Origin of the sequence: uncultured Sunxiuqinia sp. (assembly GCF_963974515.1) — a bacterium.
Lineage (GTDB): Bacteria > Bacteroidota > Bacteroidia > Bacteroidales > Prolixibacteraceae > Sunxiuqinia.
In genome coordinates this window covers 1-19,541 of sequence record NZ_CAXBDD010000071.1, presented here as the reverse complement: position 1 = coordinate 19,541, position 19,541 = coordinate 1, and the positions used below count along the sequence as shown (strand labels likewise).

The 19,541-nt window shown below is 45.6% G+C and carries 19 protein-coding genes, 1 tRNA gene and 1 riboswitch; of the genes, 15 read left to right on the top strand and 5 right to left on the bottom strand.

What is annotated here, in order from left to right:
• The first annotated feature begins 127 nt into the window (after positions 1 to 127).
• Positions 128 to 2,716 (top strand): ATP-dependent chaperone ClpB, encoded by a 2,589-nt coding sequence (clpB, locus tag AAC033_RS13980; protein ID WP_339739152.1) that lies wholly within the window; start codon positions 128 to 130, stop codon positions 2,714 to 2,716.
• 39 nt (positions 2,717 to 2,755) lie between these two features.
• On the opposite strand, the gene AAC033_RS13975 is transcribed toward clpB, so the two are convergent.
• Positions 2,756 to 3,112 carry an Hpt domain-containing protein gene (locus AAC033_RS13975; protein ID WP_339739150.1) on the bottom strand — a complete coding sequence of 119 codons (357 nt, stop codon included), beginning with the start codon at positions 3,110 to 3,112 and terminating at the stop codon, positions 2,756 to 2,758.
• A 223-nt stretch (positions 3,113 to 3,335) separates the two neighbouring features.
• A complete protein-coding gene (locus tag AAC033_RS13970) occupies positions 3,336 to 3,719 on the bottom strand; it encodes a hypothetical protein (RefSeq protein WP_339739148.1) in 384 nt (127 codons plus the stop codon).
• Positions 3,720 to 3,863: 144 nt separating this feature from the next.
• Here AAC033_RS13970 and gcvT point away from each other — a divergent pair, with 144 nt between their 5' ends.
• The 5 genes from gcvT to AAC033_RS13945 all read left to right on the top strand — a co-directional run bounded on the left by gcvT (position 3,864) and on the right by AAC033_RS13945 (position 9,852).
• A complete protein-coding gene (gene gcvT / locus AAC033_RS13965; protein ID WP_339739146.1) occupies positions 3,864 to 4,955 on the top strand; it encodes a glycine cleavage system aminomethyltransferase GcvT in 1,092 nt (363 codons plus the stop codon).
• 391 nt (positions 4,956 to 5,346) lie between these two features.
• Positions 5,347 to 6,093, top strand: a complete 747-nt coding sequence (locus AAC033_RS13960; RefSeq protein WP_339739144.1) for a 2-phosphosulfolactate phosphatase — start codon at positions 5,347 to 5,349, stop codon at positions 6,091 to 6,093.
• A gap of 178 nt (positions 6,094 to 6,271) precedes the next feature.
• A complete protein-coding gene (gene serC, locus AAC033_RS13955) occupies positions 6,272 to 7,348 on the top strand; it encodes a 3-phosphoserine/phosphohydroxythreonine transaminase (RefSeq protein ID WP_339739142.1) in 1,077 nt (358 codons plus the stop codon).
• A gap of 150 nt (positions 7,349 to 7,498) precedes the next feature.
• A complete protein-coding gene (locus tag AAC033_RS13950; protein ID WP_339739140.1) occupies positions 7,499 to 8,419 on the top strand; it encodes an NAD(P)-dependent oxidoreductase in 921 nt (306 codons plus the stop codon).
• 182 nt (positions 8,420 to 8,601) lie between these two features.
• Complete coding sequence (locus AAC033_RS13945; RefSeq protein WP_339739138.1) at positions 8,602 to 9,852, top strand: DUF1015 family protein; 1,251 nt, start codon at positions 8,602 to 8,604, stop codon at positions 9,850 to 9,852.
• 187 nt (positions 9,853 to 10,039) lie between these two features.
• On the opposite strand, the gene AAC033_RS13940 is transcribed toward AAC033_RS13945, so the two are convergent.
• Positions 10,040 to 11,206: an alpha/beta hydrolase-fold protein gene (locus AAC033_RS13940; protein WP_339739136.1), complete on the bottom strand. Its 1,167-nt coding sequence runs from the start codon at positions 11,204 to 11,206 to the stop codon at positions 10,040 to 10,042.
• Positions 11,207 to 11,394: 188 nt separating this feature from the next.
• Positions 11,395 to 11,853 carry a ribose-5-phosphate isomerase gene (locus AAC033_RS13935; protein WP_339739134.1) on the bottom strand — a complete coding sequence of 153 codons (459 nt, stop codon included), beginning with the start codon at positions 11,851 to 11,853 and terminating at the stop codon, positions 11,395 to 11,397.
• Between the two features lie 213 nt (positions 11,854 to 12,066).
• A riboswitch (TPP riboswitch) is annotated at positions 12,067 to 12,163 on the top strand.
• 74 nt (positions 12,164 to 12,237) lie between these two features.
• Between AAC033_RS13935 and AAC033_RS13930 the strand changes: the two genes are divergently transcribed.
• Genes AAC033_RS13930 through AAC033_RS13915 form a run of 4 tightly spaced genes read left to right on the top strand, consistent with a single transcriptional unit; the run spans position 12,238 to position 14,926 of the window.
• Positions 12,238 to 12,939 (top strand): class I SAM-dependent methyltransferase, encoded by a 702-nt coding sequence (locus tag AAC033_RS13930; RefSeq protein WP_339739133.1) that lies wholly within the window; start codon positions 12,238 to 12,240, stop codon positions 12,937 to 12,939.
• The gene (locus tag AAC033_RS13925; RefSeq protein ID WP_339739132.1) at positions 12,936 to 14,000 is read left to right on the top strand and encodes an AIR synthase family protein; all 1,065 of its coding nucleotides are present in this window, start codon (positions 12,936 to 12,938) and stop codon (positions 13,998 to 14,000) included. Before AAC033_RS13930 ends, AAC033_RS13925 begins: the two co-directional genes overlap by 4 nt.
• A complete protein-coding gene (locus tag AAC033_RS13920) occupies positions 13,997 to 14,635 on the top strand; it encodes a thiamine phosphate synthase (RefSeq protein WP_339739130.1) in 639 nt (212 codons plus the stop codon). The genes AAC033_RS13925 and AAC033_RS13920 overlap by 4 nt, the downstream gene beginning before the upstream one ends.
• A gap of 21 nt (positions 14,636 to 14,656) precedes the next feature.
• A complete protein-coding gene (locus tag AAC033_RS13915; RefSeq protein WP_339739128.1) occupies positions 14,657 to 14,926 on the top strand; it encodes a Trm112 family protein in 270 nt (89 codons plus the stop codon).
• 218 nt (positions 14,927 to 15,144) lie between these two features.
• On the opposite strand, the gene AAC033_RS13910 is transcribed toward AAC033_RS13915, so the two are convergent.
• The gene (locus tag AAC033_RS13910; protein ID WP_339739126.1) at positions 15,145 to 16,008 is read right to left on the bottom strand and encodes an AraC family transcriptional regulator; all 864 of its coding nucleotides are present in this window, start codon (positions 16,006 to 16,008) and stop codon (positions 15,145 to 15,147) included.
• 147 nt (positions 16,009 to 16,155) lie between these two features.
• On the opposite strand from AAC033_RS13910, the gene AAC033_RS13905 reads away from it, so the two are divergent.
• From AAC033_RS13905 to AAC033_RS13885, 5 genes are all read left to right on the top strand, one after another.
• On the top strand, positions 16,156 to 17,256 hold the full coding sequence (locus tag AAC033_RS13905; protein ID WP_339739124.1) for an L-rhamnose/proton symporter RhaT: 1,101 nt from the start codon (positions 16,156 to 16,158) through the stop codon (positions 17,254 to 17,256).
• Between the two features lie 9 nt (positions 17,257 to 17,265).
• A complete protein-coding gene (gene rhaM, locus AAC033_RS13900; RefSeq protein ID WP_339739122.1) occupies positions 17,266 to 17,583 on the top strand; it encodes an L-rhamnose mutarotase in 318 nt (105 codons plus the stop codon).
• 20 nt (positions 17,584 to 17,603) lie between these two features.
• Positions 17,604 to 18,875: an L-rhamnose isomerase gene (locus tag AAC033_RS13895; protein ID WP_339739120.1), complete on the top strand. Its 1,272-nt coding sequence runs from the start codon at positions 17,604 to 17,606 to the stop codon at positions 18,873 to 18,875.
• Between the two features lie 109 nt (positions 18,876 to 18,984).
• A complete protein-coding gene (locus tag AAC033_RS13890) occupies positions 18,985 to 19,332 on the top strand; it encodes a hypothetical protein (protein WP_339739118.1) in 348 nt (115 codons plus the stop codon).
• Positions 19,333 to 19,440: 108 nt separating this feature from the next.
• A tRNA-Leu gene (locus AAC033_RS13885) sits at positions 19,441 to 19,524 on the top strand.
• Positions 19,525 to 19,541 lie beyond the last annotated feature (17 nt).

The window sequence follows — 19,541 nt, the reverse complement described above, 5'->3', positions numbered from 1 at the left end:
ATATTATTCCTGTAAAATATTCCTGTTCAATTGTTTCGATGCGACAAAATGTCCGTTTCGCCCTTATCTGTTTGAATTGGTTAACTTCTTGTTTGTGGCTTGATAGTCATAAAAAAAGGAGGACCCTATGAATTTTAACAATTTTACAATCAAATCGCAGGAAGCCATTCAGCATGCTTTTGAAGTTGCTCAAGCCAATAACCAACAGGCCGTTGAAACAGCTCATGTGTTAAAAGGGTTACTGCATGCCGCCGAGAATGTAACTGGGTTTTTGTTGAAGAAGCTAGGTGTAAACACCGGCATTTTTCAGCAAGCATTGGATAAAATCGTTGAATCCTATCCGAAAGTTAGTGGGGGAGAGCCCTATTTAGCAGGAAATACAAATAAAGTTTTGCAGAAATCACTCGACATCTCGCGTAAGATGGGGGATGATTTTGTGTCGGTTGAGCATATTTTGATGGCTTTGCTTGAGACAGGCGATACCGTGTCCACGCTTCTGAAAGACAATGGTGTTGGGCGTAAAGAGCTTAGCGCTGCAGTGACCGAGCTGCGGAAGGGAGCCAAAGTGGAAAGTCAAACAGCAGAAGATCAGTTTAATTCGCTGAATCGGTTTGCGATCAACCTGAACGAAAAAGCCCGAAGCGGAAAACTTGATCCGGTCATTGGACGTGATGATGAAATCCGCCGGATTTTGCAGATCCTAACCCGGCGAACAAAAAATAACCCTGTCTTGATTGGTGAGCCGGGAACAGGTAAAACAGCTATAGCCGAGGGCTTGGCCCACCGTATTGTTCGTGGAGATGTGCCTGAGAATCTGAAGTCTAAGCAGTTGTTTTCGCTGGACATGGGTGCGCTGATTGCCGGAGCCAAATACAAGGGCGAGTTTGAAGAACGTCTGAAAGCTGTGGTCAATGAGGTGGTGAAGTCGGATGGAGAAGTAATTCTTTTTATCGACGAGATTCATACCTTGGTTGGTGCTGGTAAAAGTGAAGGCGCCATGGATGCCGCCAATATATTGAAACCCGCACTGGCACGTGGCGAGCTTCGGGCGATTGGTGCAACAACGCTTAGCGAATACCAAAAATACTTTGAGAAAGATAAAGCGCTGGAGCGCCGTTTCCAGATTGTGATGGTGAATGAACCAGATACTCTGAGTGCGATTTCCATTCTTCGGGGATTGAAAGAACGCTACGAAGGACACCACAAAGTGCGCATAAAAGACAATGCGATTATTGCAGCCGTTGAACTGTCCCAGCGCTATATTTCCGATCGGTTTTTGCCCGATAAAGCCATTGACCTGATGGACGAAGCGGCTGCCAAGTTGCGTCTGGAGATGGACTCGGTGCCGGAGGAGTTGGACGAAATTGAGCGTCGCATTAAACAGTTGGAGATTGAGCGCGAAGCAATCAAGCGCGAAAAAGACGAAAGCAAGCTGGCCTCGCTCAAGGAGGAAATTGCCAACCTGAAGGAGGAGCAGTCGCGCTACCGAGCCCAGTGGGAAATGGAGAAATCGTTAATCGATAAGATTCAGCAAAACAAAACCAGCATCGAAAACTTCAAGTTTGAGGCGGATCAGGCTGAACGTTCCGGCGATTATGGGAAAGTGGCCGAAATTCGTTACGGCAAAATCAAAGAGGCCGAGGAATCAATTATTCACCTGCAAGATGAATTACAGAAAATTCAGGGCAATTCTTTAATCAAAGAAGAAGTGGATGCCGAAGATATTGCTGATGTGGTTGCTCGTTGGACCGGGATCCCGGTTTCGAAAATGCTGCAGAGCGAACGAGACAAATTGCTTCATTTGGAAGAAGATCTGCACAAACGGGTGGTTGGACAGCAGGAGGCGATTCATGCGGTTGCCGATGCGGTGCGCCGAAGCCGGGCCGGCCTGCAGGATGAAAAGCGTCCAATCGGTTCGTTCATCTTTTTGGGAACCACCGGAGTGGGTAAGACTGAGCTGGCGAAAGCCTTGGCTGAATATTTATTTGATAATGAAAACATGATTACCCGCATCGATATGTCGGAGTACCAGGAGAAATTTTCGGTTACCCGGCTCATTGGGTCGCCTCCGGGCTATGTGGGTTACGACGAAGGAGGGCAATTGAGCGAAGCGGTTCGACGGAAGCCATATTCAGTGGTCTTGTTCGATGAAATTGAAAAAGCGCATCCCGACGTGTTCAATGTGCTGCTACAGGTGCTTGATGATGGTCGTCTTACCGACAACAAAGGTCGGGTGGTGAACTTCAAAAATACGATCATCATCATGACTTCAAACCTTGGTTCGCAAATTATTCAGGAAGGTTTTGAGCGCATGAACGAGGCAAATAAAGGCCAGGTGTACGAAGAAATTCGTCAGACAGTTTTCAACTTGCTGCGGAAGACCATTCGTCCCGAGTTTTTGAACCGGATTGATGAAACCATCATGTTTGCGCCTTTGTCTCGGGAAGATGTGAAGGAGATTGTGAAAATTCAATTCAACCGGATTGTCCGGCGTTTGGGTAACCAAGACTTGAAAATTGAAATTTCGGACGAAGCGGTTGCTTGGCTTGCGTCTGTTGGTTACGACCCTCAGTACGGAGCCCGCCCGGTTAACCGCTTGTTGCAAAAACATGTTCTCAATGAATTGTCAAAAAAGATTCTGGCAGGTGAGGTGAGCATTGACCAGACGATACAAATTGTATTGGAAGACGAGGAATTGAAGTTCAGAAGTAATTAATAAAAAAGAGGCTGCCCGATTTGGGCAGTCTCTTTGCTGTTATTTTAATTTTTTCATTTCTTCCTGAAGTTCCTGTTCTGCATGCCCGATCACTAAATCAAACTCACTGAGGTAGTCCGGGTAGGAATCAATATCCTCCAGTTTTTGCGTTTTCAGTTGCAGTTCCTTCAATTTCCAGCCCAGTTCCTCCATGCCAAAAGTCATGACCGACGATTTCGCTTTATGGGCCAATTCTCCCAGCTCTTTGTAGCGCTTGTTACTTAAATGCTCATGTAATCCGTCTTTAAACTCAGGTAGCTGCTCAAAAAACATGATGATGAATTCTTTCAGAATTTCATCTTCGCCTCCTGTTATTTCTTTCAGATAGTCTAAACTCGTGTATTTTTTTTCGGACATGGTACTTGCGTAATTTAAACGTATGCAATAATAGCAAAAAATGATCTATAATGCGAACGCGAGTTTTGGTGTCCAAATTTTGCTCACGATTCAAATTCTGTCGTTTGAAATCTGAAGCAGGAGCCTTAGGCGATGTGAGCGAAGGCAGGTTTAAGCCGTCGCATATCACTGCCGTTATTTAAATAACGGCAGGTTGTCGAATGATATCATCAGTAGCCAAAAGCTACTTTGATCGAGGATGGGTATGAGCTTGAGTTAATTCGATTAAGGCTTCCCTTAGTTCAAGGTCAGCAGCCGACGTTGTCGTTTCAAATTCGTTCACATATTCTGCGTACGAGTCATAGCCGTGCTGTTTGTAGGTCTTGAAATGCAGGGTGCTGAGATTTCTGGACAGGTTGAACATGCCAAAGGTGAGAACCGATGATTTTGCCATCCGTGCGACGTTGCCCAAATCGCTCCATTGCTTGTTTTCGAGATAAGTTCTGAGTTTTTGGCGAAATGTTGGAATCTGTTCGAAGTACATTTCGATGAATTCTTTCATAATCTCAACTTCTCCCCCGGTTGCTTCTTTCAATAAGGTTAAGTTTGTCAATTTTTTGGTTTTCATAGTTTTTGTTAATGGTCCGACTTGAAATATACGACATATTGTAAGTATTTCATATATTTATTGCTCTACAACAGATTTTTTCTGATATTCCTCATGAAAAAGCGAATGCATAAGCTCTAATTTTACAAATTCAAATAAGGAAAGATGAAGAAAACAGCTTTTAATCAGCTCCACAAAGATGCCGGTGGTAAGATGGTTGAATTTGCAGGCTACGAAATGCCGGTTGAATTTAGCGGAATAAAAGATGAACACCTGACGGTTCGCCATCGCGTTGGCGTGTTTGATGTGTCGCATATGGGCGAGTTTTGGGTGAAAGGCCCGAACGCAAAAGCCTTGGTGCAAAAGCTGACATCAAACGATATTTCCAAACTTCGGATAGGGCAGGCGCAGTACACTTGCTTCCCGAACGGGAAAGGTGGCATTGTAGACGATTTGCTGGTTTACTATTACGAGCCGAATAAATACATGCTCGTGGTCAACGCCTCGAATATTGACAAAGACTGGGATTGGGTGGTTGCCAATAACAAGGTAGGCGCTGAACTGGAAAATGCGTCCGACTCCATTAGCCAGTTGGCTGTTCAGGGACCAAAAGCCGTTGAGGTATTACAAAAGCTGACCAAAGTTAATCTTTCCGAGATTCCCTATTACTCCTTTGTGACCGATGAGTTTGCCGGGGTTGAAGAGGTAATTATCTCGGCTACCGGATACACGGGGTCCGGCGGTTTCGAATTGTACTTCGCCAACGAGCATGCCGAAAAAATTTACAAAGATTTGTTTGAAGCCGGGGAGGAATTCGGCATTAAACCGATTGGTCTGGGAGCGCGCGACACCCTGCGTTTGGAAATGGGATTTTGCCTGTATGGCAATGATATTGATGACAACACTTCGCCAATCGAAGCTGGATTGGGGTGGATTACGAAATTCAACGAAGAAAATTCGTTTATCGATAAGGAATTACTTTTGGTACAGAAAACCGAAGGCGTTAGCCGCAAGCTGAGGGGATTTGAAATGATTGATCGCGGTATCCCCCGTCATGGCTATGAGCTGGCCGACAAAGATGGGCTGGTCATTGGCATGGTCACTTCGGGAACACAGTCACCCATGTTGAATAAGGGGATTGGCATGGGTTATGTGGCGAAGGAATATTCGGCTTTCGGAACAGAAATCTATGTGAAAGTGCGCAATAAATTATTAAAGGCAAAGGTAGTAAAAGTGCCTTTTGTGAGTCTTCAATAAGGGGGTTGACTTACACGTTTACTAATCTTTAAACCCGCTGGTGCCAGCGGGTTTTTTTGTGCTCTAAAGTAACCGGTTCGAGGAGCCCGGTTAGCTGCCCTGTCATCCAAAAACCTTCACAGATTGAAGAAATAGTCATGCAGAGTGGTAGAATGATTTTGCGGAACACAGTATTGAAAGTGCAGACCTGTTTTCATAACAGGACAAAAGCGAAAGCAACAAGGATGCAAGTAAAGCTGGCAGGGAGGCCGCGAAGGGTACATTCAAAGGTTGTTTAAACACAGGAGTGCAAGAAGATTAACAATTTGCCAATTTCGGGGAATTATTCAAACCATTGCGAAATTATTCTGAACAGAGATTTATCTTTGCTGGCATTTGAATCTAATCAGCAATGATGAATACTGAAAAGCGCCGGCTGGAGGTTTGTTTTTCTCCCGCCATTTACGACAAGCATGCTCATGACGACAACTTGGTGGTAGTTATTGATGTGCTACGCGCCACTTCGTCTATTTGTACGGCCTTTGCCAACGGGGTGGAACGAATTATACCTGTGGCCACCGTTGAAGAAGCGCGCAGCAAAAAGGAGGCCGGTTTCACCGTGGCCTCGGAACGGGATGGCTACGTGCTCGATTTTGCCGACTTTGGCAATTCACCCTTCAATTTTACAGCCGACAGGGTAAAAGGCAAAGAGATTGTTTACTCAACTACCAATGGCACCCGCTGTATTCACATGGCCTGTCATTCCGCTGAAGTGCTGATTGGCTCGTTTTTAAACCTCTCGGCACTGGCCGAATACCTGATTGCGCACGATGCTCCCGTCCTGTTGTTTTGTGCCTCCTGGAAAGACCGCTTCAGCCTGGAAGATACGGTTTGCGCCGGTGCTTTGGCCGAGCTGCTGTTAAATTCAGGCAAGTTCGAAAGCATTTGCGACGCGGTAACAGCATCCGTCGATTTGTGGTCGCTGGCCAAAGACGACCTGAACAGCTATAGCCTGAAAGCCGCTCAAAAAGGACGTTTGGCATCCAAGGGACTGGACGATTGCATGGAGTTCTGCCACCAGCTTGATTTCACAAATCTGATTCCTTATTACACCAACGGCTTTCTGCTGGCCAAAATCAGCGGGAGTTACGAAAAATAATCAACTTTTTTATGATTTCTGTCAGGGTGATACCCTGTTGTAAATTAATGTTTTATAACTTGTGGTCGGGTTGTTTCAACTGATTTTTCTCAGATATCAACAGCACAATTTTCCGTTAATTTGAATGAATATTTACTTTTACTAAGAAATTATTTTAACCCTTAATAAATAGATCAACATGAAGACGCATAATTTTTCTGCCGGACCTTCAATTTTGCCGCAATTTACGATTGAAAAAACCGCTGAAGCCATTAAAGATTTTGCCGGCACCGGCCTGTCTGTGATGGAAGTATCGCATCGTGGAAAAGAGTTTATCGCTGTGATGGACGAAGCCCAGGCTTTGTTTCGCGAATTGCTGAATATTCCTGACGACTATTCGGTTTTGTTCCTGGGGGGTGGTGCTTCGTTGCAATTCTGTATGGTACCTTTCAACCTGATGAACAAGAAGTCGGCTTACCTGAATACCGGTGCATGGGCCGCTAAAGCATTGAAAGAAGCCAAGTTCTTTGGTGAGGTTGTTGAAGTTGCTTCTTCAAAAGATACCGTTTACAACTACATTCCCAAAGGTTATGAGATTCCGGCTGATGCCGACTATTTTCATTTCACATCCAACAACACCATTTACGGAACGCAAATTCGTCAGGATTTTGATTTGGATATTCCGGTTGTCTGCGACATGTCATCGGATATTTTTTCACGCCAGATAGATGTTTCAAAATACGGCTTGATTTACGGCGGGGCGCAAAAGAACCTGGCTCCGGCGGGTGTGGCTTTTGTTATTGTTAAAAATGACCTGCTCGGAAAAGTTGACCGTCCGATTCCAACCATGTTGAACTACCAAACACATATCGACAATGGTTCGATGTTCAATACGCCTCCGGTCGTGCCTGTTTTTGCTGCCTTGCAGACTTTAAAATGGCTGAAAATTAATGGCGGTATTGCTGCCATGGAGAAAATTAATCAAGAAAAGGCAGCTTTGCTATACGATGAAATTGACCGCAACCCGCTGTTTAAGGGAACCGTTTTAAATAAAGAAGACCGTTCATTAATGAATGTGTGCTTTATTATGAATGCCGGTTACGAGGCCTTGGAAAAGGACTTCATGGATTTTGCCACATCCAAAGGCATGTCAGGAATTAAGGGGCACCGTTCAGTGGGCGGATTCCGCGCATCGATCTACAACGCCATGCCAAAAGAAAGCATCCAGGCTTTGATTGATTGCATGCAGGAATTCGAAAAAACACATGTGAAATAGTTCATTTAGATAGGAAGGTGAGCGGTGTTTGCCGTTCACTTTCCATTTTTTTTGAAGTCATTAAAGCATGAGGAACGGCTAAAGTAACCGCTGGGTTGCTTCGATTTGGCTTGCAATGACATTTTATTTTAACCTTAAAAATTGAATAAAATGACGAATGTTTTAATTGCAACCGAAAAACCGTTTGCTCCGGCCGCGGTTGCTCAAATGAGTGAAATCTGCAAAATGGCAGGTTACCAGGTTCAATGCTTGGAAAAGTACACCGAAAAATCTCAATTACTGGAGGCTGCCAGTAGTGCTCACGCTTTAATCGTGCGTAGCGACCAGGTCGATCGGGAAGTGCTGGACGCCGCTTCGGAACTGAAAATTGTAGTTCGAGCCGGTGCCGGTTACGATAATGTGGACACCAATTACGCCAAAGAAAAAGGCATTTGCGTGATGAATACCCCCGGCCAAAACTCCAACGCAGTGGCCGAACTTGCCATTGGATTGGCCATTTACGGAATCCGAGAATTATTCAGTGGGGAAATGGGTGGCGAGCTTCGGGGTCGAACCTTGGGCTTGCACGGCTATGGTTATGTGGCCCGCAATGTGCACCGCATTGCCCGGGCTTTTGGCATGAATGTCATGGTTTATACCCGGTACAGTAAAGCGCAGGCCGCATCGCAAGGTATTGGGGTGACCAAATCGCTCGAAGAGTTGTACGCTGTTTCCGATGTTGTATCTATCCATGTTCCCGCCCGCGGCGAACACCTGATGTCGGTCAGTATGGATGTGTTGAAACATCTGAAAGAGCATGCCATCATTGTGAATACAGCCCGCAAGGAAGTGGTGAACGAAGAAGAATTGTGCCAGTTTATGGCGGAGCGTCCCGATGTAAAATACTTGTCGGATATTGCGCCCGACTGTGCCGATCGATTTAAGCGGGATTTTGAAGGCCGTTATTACTTCACCCCGAAAAAGCTGGGTGCCCAGACCGCCGAAGCCAATCTTAATGCGGGTGTCGCGGCTGCTGAGCAAATCGTCGAGTTCTTCGAGCATGGTGACCGGACGTTTCAGGTCAATAAATAAAAATGATTTCCATATTCAGATGATAAGGATTACATTCTTCGTACAAGGATGGAATCCTTTTTTGAATCAAAACATTAAAAAAATCAGACTTTCCACTCTTGATCGGTGGTGATTAAAAATATCAGTTGTAAATTCGCTCCGAATGGAAATTCTTCAGGATTAATTTTGAAAAAGTTTAAAACATGGCTGTAATAAAACCCTTCAAAGGACTTCGTCCACCACAGGAAATCGCGGAAGACCTGGCTTGTCTTCCCTATGACGTTATGAACTCGGAAGAGGCTGCCCGCATGGCAGATGGTAAAGAAAACTCCTTGTTACACATCACTCGTGCCGAGATTGATTGTCCTGACGGGACGGATATTCATTCCGACGAAGTTTATGAGAAATCAGTTGAAAACTTTGTGAAGTTTCAGCAAAATGGCTGGCTGCAGCAAGATGATGAACCCAAGTACTATATTTACGCACAAACCATGAATGGACGCACTCAATACGGAATTGTTGGCGCGGCATCCTGCGATGATTATCACAACGGCATCATCAAAAAGCACGAGCTTACCCGCCCCGACAAAGAAGAAGATCGAATGATTTTGACCCGTTACCTGAATGCGAACATTGAACCCGTTTTCTTTTCGTACAAAGCAGTGCCTGAGCTTGATGCTTTGGTTGAATCAGTGGTGAAAAATCAACCGGCCGATTACGATTTTGTAGCCGAGGACGGTTTTGGACATCATTTTTGGACGATTCACAAAAAAGGGGTGAACCAGCAAATTGAAAAGCTCTTTGCCACGCAGGTCCCGGCGACTTATGTCGCTGACGGGCACCACCGTACTGCCGCTGCGGCCCGCATTGGACTGGAAAAGAAAGCACAAAACCCCAATCATACCGGCCATGAAGCCTACAATTATTTCATGGCGGTTCATTTTCCCGATAATCAACTTCAAATTATTGACTACAATCGTGTGGTAAAAGACTTGAATGGACTGAGTGTGTCCGACTTGCTGGGGCGGCTGGCTCTTGGTTTTCGACTGGAGAAAATGGGGACCGAGGTATTCAAACCGTCTCGCTTGCACGAATTCAGTATGTACCTTGAAGGCGAATGGTACAAACTGACTGCCAAAGAAGGAACTTATGATGATTCGGATCCGATTGGTGTACTGGATGTCACCATTTTGTCGAGCCAGGTGCTGGAGCCTATTTTGGATATTCAGGATTTGCGAACCTCAAAACGAATTGACTTTGTAGGCGGAATTCGTGGTTTGGGTGAATTGAAAAAGCGGGTGGATAACGGAGAGATGAAAGTCGCTTTTGCCTTGTACCCGGTGTCTATGGAGCAGTTAATTGCCATTGCCGACAGTGGTAACATTATGCCACCAAAAACGACTTGGTTCGAACCCAAACTTCGCTCAGGTTTGGTGATCCACAAATTGGATTAGGCTTTCTAAAGCCATTAAAAAAAATCCCGGTTGAATAATTTTTCAGCCGGGATTTTTGCGTGTTTGCCCGTCTTTTTTTGACCGGCGTCGAATAGAATGCTTATGATCATTCGGTAATGCTTATCCAGGTTTCCCTGAGATCAATTTTCGATTTCAAACCGACTGATGTTAAACAGTAGGGTTTCGTCTAAAACAGTCGTGGCACAAATTCCGTCAGGTAGTCGCGCCAGTTGGCCCATGTGTGTCCGCCTTCTGTTTCGTGGTATTCGTACTGAAATTCCATTTCGTCCAGTTTTTTCCGGTAGTCCTCAACAAAATTGTACAGAAAGTCGGTTTTGCCGATGCCGATCCAATACAAATTCAGACCGTTGTCCATTTGCGTTTTTAGCGTTTCATCGAAGTTTTCGTACACTTCGGATTTGACTTTTTCGTCGGGTAAAATGGCTGGCGAAAACAAGCCGACATAAGCAAACGTATTGGGGTAGTATCTTGAAATGTGCAGCGAATGAAAACCTCCCATTGATAAACCGGCAATCGCGCGGTTTTCTTTTTCGGCCTTTACACGGTAGTTATTTTCAACAAATTCAATCACGTCGCGGAAAGTAGCTTCCATCTTGCCATCCATGGTGTTTGGAAGTTGCATGGTTGGTTTATAAAATCCTTTGGGTGAATCGCCCGGTGCAGCTTGTTGAAACACATTCCCATTAGTCATGATCACGATCATCGGTTTGGCTTTGCCTTGTGCAATCAGGTTGTCAAGTATTTGAGCCGACCGTCCTAAGGCAATCCAGGCTTCTTCGTCTCCCCCCATGCCGTGCAGTAAATACAGCACCGGGTAGTTTTCATTACTATTTTCGTAGCCCGGAGGCGTGTAAATCGTCATTCGGCGGGTCATCTCATTACCCGGTGAATCATACCAGCGCCGTGCAACGGTTCCATGTGGCACATCATTTACCCGGTACAATTCGGCTTTTCCCCCGCCAATCAGAAAAACATCGCTTACGGTGGCCACATCACGAATCCGGTGCACATTATTTGGATCGGGCACGCGCAAACCATCAACCAAAAAGAAGTAGCTGTACAGTTCTGACGGAAGCACTTCGGTTGTATACGTCCACGCGTCGTCCCCGGCTTTTTCCATGGCAACTGATCCGGGCACCCACCCTTCGGACGGCATCCAGTCGCCCGATAACTTGACTTCATTGGCCTGAGGAGCCAGCAAACGGAAGGTCACGGTATTGTTGTCATGAATTTCGGGCGAAACCAAATTGGGAGCACCCCACAAAGCTTGCTGAGCGGTTGATGTCATGGATAAAAAAGATAAGATCATCATGAACAAGAAACGGGTTTTCATCGGTTTGGGTTTAAATTGTTTGTATGATAGCCATTCTTCCAACTAGTTTATCATTCGAGGCTATTTGTTGGGTCGAATGAAGTCAAAAACGAATGTGCTCATTGGACGCGTTAACAAATATAGAAAAACATCCTTGTCCTTTTTTCATCAACAAAGCAAAATGATCAGGAATAAAAAAAGAAAATCGCTTAGCTTTTGTTTGATTGTCCCGACTCGTATTCCCCCACTTTTTGGATTCGGCGCAAGTGCCGTCCACCTTCAAACGAAGCTTCCAACCACTGATCGACAATCTTCAGGGCCTCTTCGTCCGAAACCATGCGTCCACCCAGGGCAATCACATTTGCATCGTTGTGTTCCTTGGCCAACAAGGCTGATTGCACGTTCCAGCAAAGCGCACAGCGAATACCTTTTACTTTGTTGGCAGCAATGGCTTCTCCGTTTCCACTTCCGCCAAAAACCACCCCAAAATCAGCTTTGCTCTGGGCAACCGCCTCGGCTGCGGGAATGACAAAATCAGCATAATCAACTGCTTCATCGGAAGAAGTACCGAAATCAATAATCTGGTAGCCCTTCTTTTTCAGATGGCCTTTCACCACTTCCTTCAGCTGATATCCGGCATGATCTGTTCCAAGCGAAATCGTTTTCATTTTATTCTTTTTCTTGATTGATAAAGTTTCTGTTATTGAAAATACGAAATACAGAAAGGGATTAATGGAATATAAATTCACTCCAAAATTAAGAAAATACCTTTTATTGTAGGGTTCCTTTGATAAATGTGAGGCTTATTTTTAAGTTTTTTTGGTCGGCATCAAAGGGGACAATTTTTGATCCATCACAATTATCCCTATTTTTACAACCGATAAAATGCATCGGGGTGCTTCTTTCTGAAGGGGCTGAGACTTTACCCGTGTACCTGAACTGGATAATACCAGCGGAGGAAATGCAGGCGGTTTTGATTGGCCATTTCTCAATTCATTCAACCACATTTCCTTCGATGGACAAGTGGTTTTTTAATTTAAAAATGAATGGATATGAGTATTGAACTGGTAAACAAAAACCTGCGAAACTGGCAGGGACGAAAAGAGTGGTTCTTTAACCGGGAGCACACCGATACCTACGAACAATGGTATGAAGGACGCTACAAACGGGCCGAGGTATGGCAAAAGAAAGTCATTGAGCAACTTGTTAAAAAGGATGAACGCGTAAAAAACCTGCTGGAATTTGGCTGCGGCACCACCCGCTTCACCCGTTGGTGGAAAAACATTGGCATTGAGGCAACCGGCGGCGATATTTCACCCTTCATGTTGTCGCAGGCCATTCACCTGTTCGACGGCGACCTGGTCATGGCCGATTCGCACGCCATGCCTTTCAAAGACCACACCTTTGATGCCGTGGCCTTTATCACCACCTTCGAATATTACAAAGATCCGGTAAAAGTCATCCGCGAAGCTGCCCGGGTAGGGAAGCACGGTTTGGTCTTTGGCATGATGAACCGAAATTCACCCAAAGTGGTCCGGCGTCGGGTTCAACAAGTGTTTGGGCAAAATCCATTTTATGTGACCGCCACTTTTTATACACCCCAGCATCTAATCAATGTCATTCGTGAGGCCCTGCACGGAAGGGAATTCACCATCGAATGGACCTGCACGGGCTTGCCCCGGTGGTTTCCGCTGCAGCAATGGTCAGTACCCTATGGCGACTTTTTTGGATTGTATGTTAAGCTGTTGTCATGATGGAATTTACAGATAATGGAAAAATAACGGATGAGTTTTTCAAGACTCACATTTATCCGTTTTGCGGAAAGGCACGCGAGGAAGTCAGCGTTGGTCCTGCCTTCGGAACGGATGTGTCTATCGTTCAGCTTCCGAACGGTTACGAAATGGCTATGACCAGTGATCCGCTGTCTTATCTTCCGGCGTTGGGAATGGAAGCTTCAGCTTGGCTGTCGGTCCAGTTGATGGCCAACGACATGGCAACCACAGGCGTGGCGCCACAATATGCCCAGTTGGTTTTAAACTTGCCGGCCTCCGTCAGTGCCCCCGAGTTTGAGAGCTATTGGAAACACATCCACCATTTTTGTGAAAAGCTGGGTGTTGCGATCACGGGAGGTCACACCGCCCGCTATGAGGGATTGAACTCCACCATCTCTGGTGGAGGTACAATGATTGCACTGGCCAAACAAGGACAAATGTTGTGCAGCCAGATGGCCCGGCCCGGACACCGGGTAGTGGTCACCAAAGAAGCGGCCTTAGTATCGACCTCTATCCTGGCCCGAAGTTTCCCGGAAACAATCAGGCGTCAATGCGGAGAAGAAATCTACGAAAAGGCCTGCTCGTTGTTTTATCAAACCAGCTGCCTCCAAGATGGATTGGTGGCTGCCCAAACGAATGCGGACCAAAACCGACAGGTTCATGCCATGCACGATGTAACCGAATGTGGTGTGCTGGGAGCAATTTATGAAATGGCCTTGGCCTCGGACTGTGGCGTTGAAGTTGATCCAGGCTTGATTCCTGTGGGTGAGGCGCAGAAATGTATTTGCGACTTGTTTAACATCAATCCATTGGAAGTGATTGGGGCCGGATCAATGATTATGGCCGTCAGCGAAGAAGGCGAACAGCAAGTATTGGAAGCGCTGCATGTGGCAGGCATCCCCGCAACCAGCGTTGGCCGGTTTGTGTCAAAGGATTCAGGGATGAAGCTTTTATCCGAAGGAAAAACCAAGCCTTTGGTACATGCCGGCACGGATCCATACTGGAATGCCTTTTTCGATGCGTTTAAAAAAGGATTAAAATGAAACATCAAGAGAAAAAAATAACCGGTGGCATCTACCTGGTGGTTGATCCGGCAATGAACACAAGCGAACTCCTTGCAAAACTTCAGCAAGCCATTACTGGCGGCTTGAGAACCATCCAGATCTGGGATCGCTGGCAGGCCGGTACCAATAAAAAAGCCATCATCTCTCAAGTCAAGGAATTGGCCCAAGAGCGGCAAATCCCGGTGTTGATCAACAACAACTGGGAACTGCTCATGGAGTTTGAGTTGGATGGCATTCACCTGGATCAACCTGCCGAGGACCTTGAAGCGAGAAAAGCGGCACTCGGACGTAAGTGTTTTATTGGATTGACGTGTGGCAACGAACTGGAACGTGTTGAATGGGCCATCGCCAACAAGTTGGATTACATTTCGTTTTGCTCCATGTTCCCCTCAGCATCGGCTGGATCCTGTGAGTTGGTGAGCCCCCAAACCGTTAGAAAGGTACGTCAAATGACTTCAATGCCGATGTTTGTGTCAGGAGGCATTTCCCTGCAAAACATCGATCAGTTAAAGCATACAGGTATGGATGGTGTGGCCGTCATTTCCTCTGTGCTCCAAGCCGACAAGCCGGCTGAAGTGGTCGCCGGTTTTTGTGAAAAATTGGAAAAAGAATAACAATCTCAAATTCGATATAAAATGAAGAAAGATTTGATCAATAAACTGTGTTGTCCGTTTGACAAAAATGAACTGGAGTTGCAAATTATTGCTGAAGACCTCTCCGAGGATATCCGGGAAGGAATTATGATTTGCCAAAGCTGCAAACGGTACTATCCCATTATTCATGGAATTCCAATCATGAGCCCGGATGAATACCGTGAGAAAGAGCTGGAGCTACCCGTCATCAGCCGATGGAAAAACCAGCTGGAAACAAGTAAGGTTGAAAACTTTCGGGTGTTGGATAATTAGGCTGTCTGGACCGGATGATCAAAATGAAAGTCAGTAGGCGCTCTTGTCGCCGATCACTTCAAATACTTGTGGGATAACAACCAGAATCCGGACACGATTCAATATCGGGACGTGTGTCTTTAACGCTCAATCAAGGTTAGAACATGTCTAATTCAGGTTAGAATGACTTTAACCCAGGTTAGCTTGTTTCTAACCCGGGTTAGGATATCTCTAACTGCTTACGCCCGAAACTCCGTTGGACTTTTGCCTACCTTCTGTTTGAATAGCCGGCTAAAGTAGTGAATGGTTTGAAATCCGAGGTCGTAGCTTATTTCCTTAACACTTTTGTTGGTCACCAGCAATAGCTCCTTGGCTCGCATCACTTTCAGCTCCAAATGGTATTTGTGGGGCGACATGCCCGTGTAGTTTTTAAACATCTTTCGAAAATAGGAGTAGCCGATGTTGTATTCCTGCGCCATGTGTTCCATATCCAGGTGCTGATCCACATTTTGACGAATCTTAAATCGTGCATCTTCAATAATGGCTGCAATGGGTTTTCCTTGAAATTCCTTTTGTTTTTCGAACGAAATCAAATAGCCCAGCATTTTAACCACCAGTCCCGAAGCAATTTGCTGAAATCCGGGATGTTCTTCCGCCACCAGATCAAACACCTTGTAATAGGTATCAATCAATTCCTCCCTCACCCCAACATGTAAAACAGGTTGGCTATGATCAAACAGAGGGTGGGAGAGTAGGCGAGCTGCCAAATCGCCGTTAAAACCGAGGTAATGCTCTTGCCAGCCACTTTTAATATTGGGTTTATAGCGGTGCCACATGCCTGGACGAATGAGCAGCACGGAGCCGGCACGAATGCTAAACGTCCCTTCCCTGGTTTCCATCACTCCGCTGCCGTGGGTGATGTAATTCAGCTGGTATTCCTGCAATACCCGGCCACCTTCCCAACTAAAATAATAGCCGCTGGGATGCCTCACCGGTGGATACGACTGTCCCGGCTTGGCTGAATAAGCGCCGGCAACATTCAGAAACAGTCCCCAGTTCTGATCTTCTTCGCCGGCCGTGAGGTATTTAAAGAAGTCATCCATTTTTAGTATCAAAAAGTACAAACGATCTGCCAGAATGTGTATTGATGAAATCTAATAATCAAGCTACTTTTGGATTTTTACTTATGAATTCATAAAATCAAAATTACTAAATTCCTGTGTGATTCGCAGGATTAATCTAATGAAACTATGCAAGCTATTTTAGGAATTATTTTTCACTCCCTCGGTGGCGCTTCATCCGGAAGTTGGTACATGCCCTACAATCTTGTCAAGAAATGGCGTTGGGAGGTCTATTGGATTGTTGGAGGACTTTTCTCCTGGCTCATTATGCCTTTTATCGCCGTGTTGTTAACGACTCCAGGATGGCAGAGCGTTTTATCTGCTGCGGATTCTTCTGTCGTACGTATGACTTATATTCTCGGTGTGCTTTGGGGAATTGGAGGTCTGACCTACGGTTTAGGTATTCGCTACCTTGGGATGTCGCTTGGCAATTCGGTGTTACTGGGAATTACCTCGCTGGTGGGGTCGTTAGGCTTGCCAATCCTTCGTGATGTTGGTAATTTATCGGACGTTTTACCCGCAGGAGAATCCTTGACTGATATGTTGTCAACCTCCAGTGGTCGCGTGGTTTTGTTCGGTATTCTGGTGCTGATGATCGGAATTGTCCTTTGCGGTAAAGCCGGTCTGATGAAAGACAAAGGTCTTCTGGGCCATAAAGAGGGTGTCAACACCGAATTTAAATTGACAAAAGGTTTAATTATCGCCGGGATCTCCGGGGTGCTAAGTGCCTTCTTTAGTTTTGGTATCGATGCCGGTAAACAGATGGGCGAAGCCGTTCGTGAAATTGCCGTGACCAATAATTTTTCATTTGTCAGCGACGGCACCTACCTGTTTGAGAACAACATCATCTTCTTGGTTATTCTTTGGGGCGGCTTAACGACCAACTTAATCTGGTCCGTGGCACTGATTCTTAAAAATAAAACCGGAGGCGACTTTGTCGATTCATCATCACCACTCCTGAAAAACTACCTGTTTTGTGCATTAGCCGGTACGACCTGGTTCCTTCAATTTTTCTTCTACGGAATGGGGGAAACGAAAATTGGCAATGGAGCCAGCTCATGGATTTTGCACATGTCTACGATTATTCTTACGGCTAACTTCTGGGGATTCTATCGCAAAGAGTGGGCAGGCGTTTCGAGCAAGACCCGGTCGACCATTTTTCTTGGAATTGGCCTGATTCTGCTATCCATTATAATTATGGGGATTGCCAAAAGTGATTTCTTAAATTAAAACACAAAGATGATGACTCGTTTAGCATTTAAAATGCACCTGAACGAAGGCCAAAAAGAGGTTTATATCAAACGTCATAATGAAATTTGGCCCGAACTGAAACAGCTCCTGAAAGATTCGGGCGTTAGCGAATATTCCATCTTTCTGGATGAAGAGACCAACACGCTTTTTGCTTTTCAGAAAGTGAGTGGCGAAGGTGGATCGCAGGACCTTGGACAGACAGCGATTGTTCAAAAATGGTGGGCTTATATGGCGGACATCATGGAGACCAATCCCGATAATTCGCCGGTTAGCAAGGCACTGGAAGAAGTTTTTTATCTGAAATGAAATCTAAAAATCAAAATAAAATGAGTGAAACAGTACAACAAGCATACGAAATTGCGAAAAAACAATACGCTGCATTGGGCGTGAATACCGATGAAGTTATTAAAAAAATGGAAGAGGTAGTCATTTCCATTCACTGCTGGCAAACCGACGATGTGGGTGGATTTGAGACACCCGATGCTTCCTTGTCCGGAGGGGGAATTCAGGCGACCGGCAACTACCCGGGAAAAGCTACCAGCCTGGCCGAAATGCGTGCCGATCTGGAAAAAGCTTTAGCCCTGCTGCCGGGAAAACACCGGCTGAACCTACACGCCATTTATGGCGATTTTAACGGCGAACTGGTAGACCGCGATCAAATTGAGCTAAGCCACTTTCAAAGTTGGATTGACTGGTGCAAGAAAATGGGCTTGGGTATGGACTTCAATGCCACCTGTTTTTCGCATCCCCGTGCAGCCGACGGATTTACTTTATCGAGCAAAAATGAAGAAAACCGCAAGTTTTGGGTTGAACATGTGAAGCGATGCCGCGCCATTTCAGCCGAAATTGGCAAGCAGCTGGGCACGCCTTGCGTACATAATACCTGGATTCCGGATGGAAGCAAGGACATTCCGATTGATCGCAACGGGCACCGCGCTTTGTTGAAAAAATCGCTTGACGAGGCGATGGCGATTGACTATCCGAAAGAACACATGAAAGATGCGGTGGAAAGTAAACTTTTCGGCATTGGCGCCGAGTCGATGACGGTTGGCTCACACGATTTTTACCTGGGCTATGCCATCCAGAACAACAAGCTGATTTGCCTCGATATGGGACACTTTCACCCAACTGAACAGGTGGGCGATAAAATTTCCTCCTGCCTTCAATTTGTTGACGAAGTGCTGCTGCACGTCTCAAGGCCGGTGCGTTGGGATTCCGACCATGTGGTGACACTTAATGAAGATGTTCAAATGATTGCTTCTGAAGTGATCCGTAACAATTTCCTCAAACGGGTAAATATCGGTCTTGACTTCTTCGATGCTTCAATCAACCGCATTGGAGCCTATGTGATTGGCACGCGGGCGGCCAAAAAAGCTTTTCTGTTTGCGTTGCTAGAACCCACTTCTATGCTGAAAGAGATGGAAGAGGCCGGCCAGAATTTCGAGCGCCTGGCTATGCTCGAAGAGCTAAAAACAAAGCCTTTTGGAGCGGTGTGGGATTATTACTGCCAGCAAAGCAAGGTTCCGGTGGGAGAACAGTACATTGCCGAAATTCAGCAATACGAAAAAGATGTTTTAAACAAACGCGGCTTTAATTGAGCTTATTCATAGAGATCAAAGAGTGGTTGTTGGCAGGAAACCTGTTGGCAGCCACTTTTGTTTTTATAATTCCGTTACCTTTGGATTTTCATTCAATCTCAATCATCGTATGAATAACATGAACCGGATACTGGTATTTCTTGTCATTTTACTTATTACAAGCTCGTGTGGAATACAGGCCAAATTAAACCGCGATTTTAAAGGGGAATCAATAGAGGAAGTTACCGAGGCTTTTGCAGACTTAGACCCCTCGAAAATTCGGATGCCAAACGGGTACACCAAAATTATTTACACCAAAGAAGACCGATTGGAGGGCACCACCATCAGCCAGGGAACAAATACACTGGATCCGATCCATTCACCATCGGTTACAAAAGTGGAGCAATTCATTTTTATTGTCGATGAAAATGGAGTGGTCATCAGCACCGAATATGAGAGCAGCTACAAAAGATTATAAATCGGGAGAATATTTTTAGATAAAATCATTTCCATTATCGATTTTTTTTTAGTTTTGCACTCACGTTTGGTAAGCGGGTGAAACACCCGGCAAGTTCTAAACAAAAATGCCCAGATGGCGGAATTGGTAGACGCGCTAGTTTCAGGGACTAGTATCCTTCTGGATGTGCAGGTTCGAGTCCTGTTCTGGGCACACTTCGAAATTCAAAT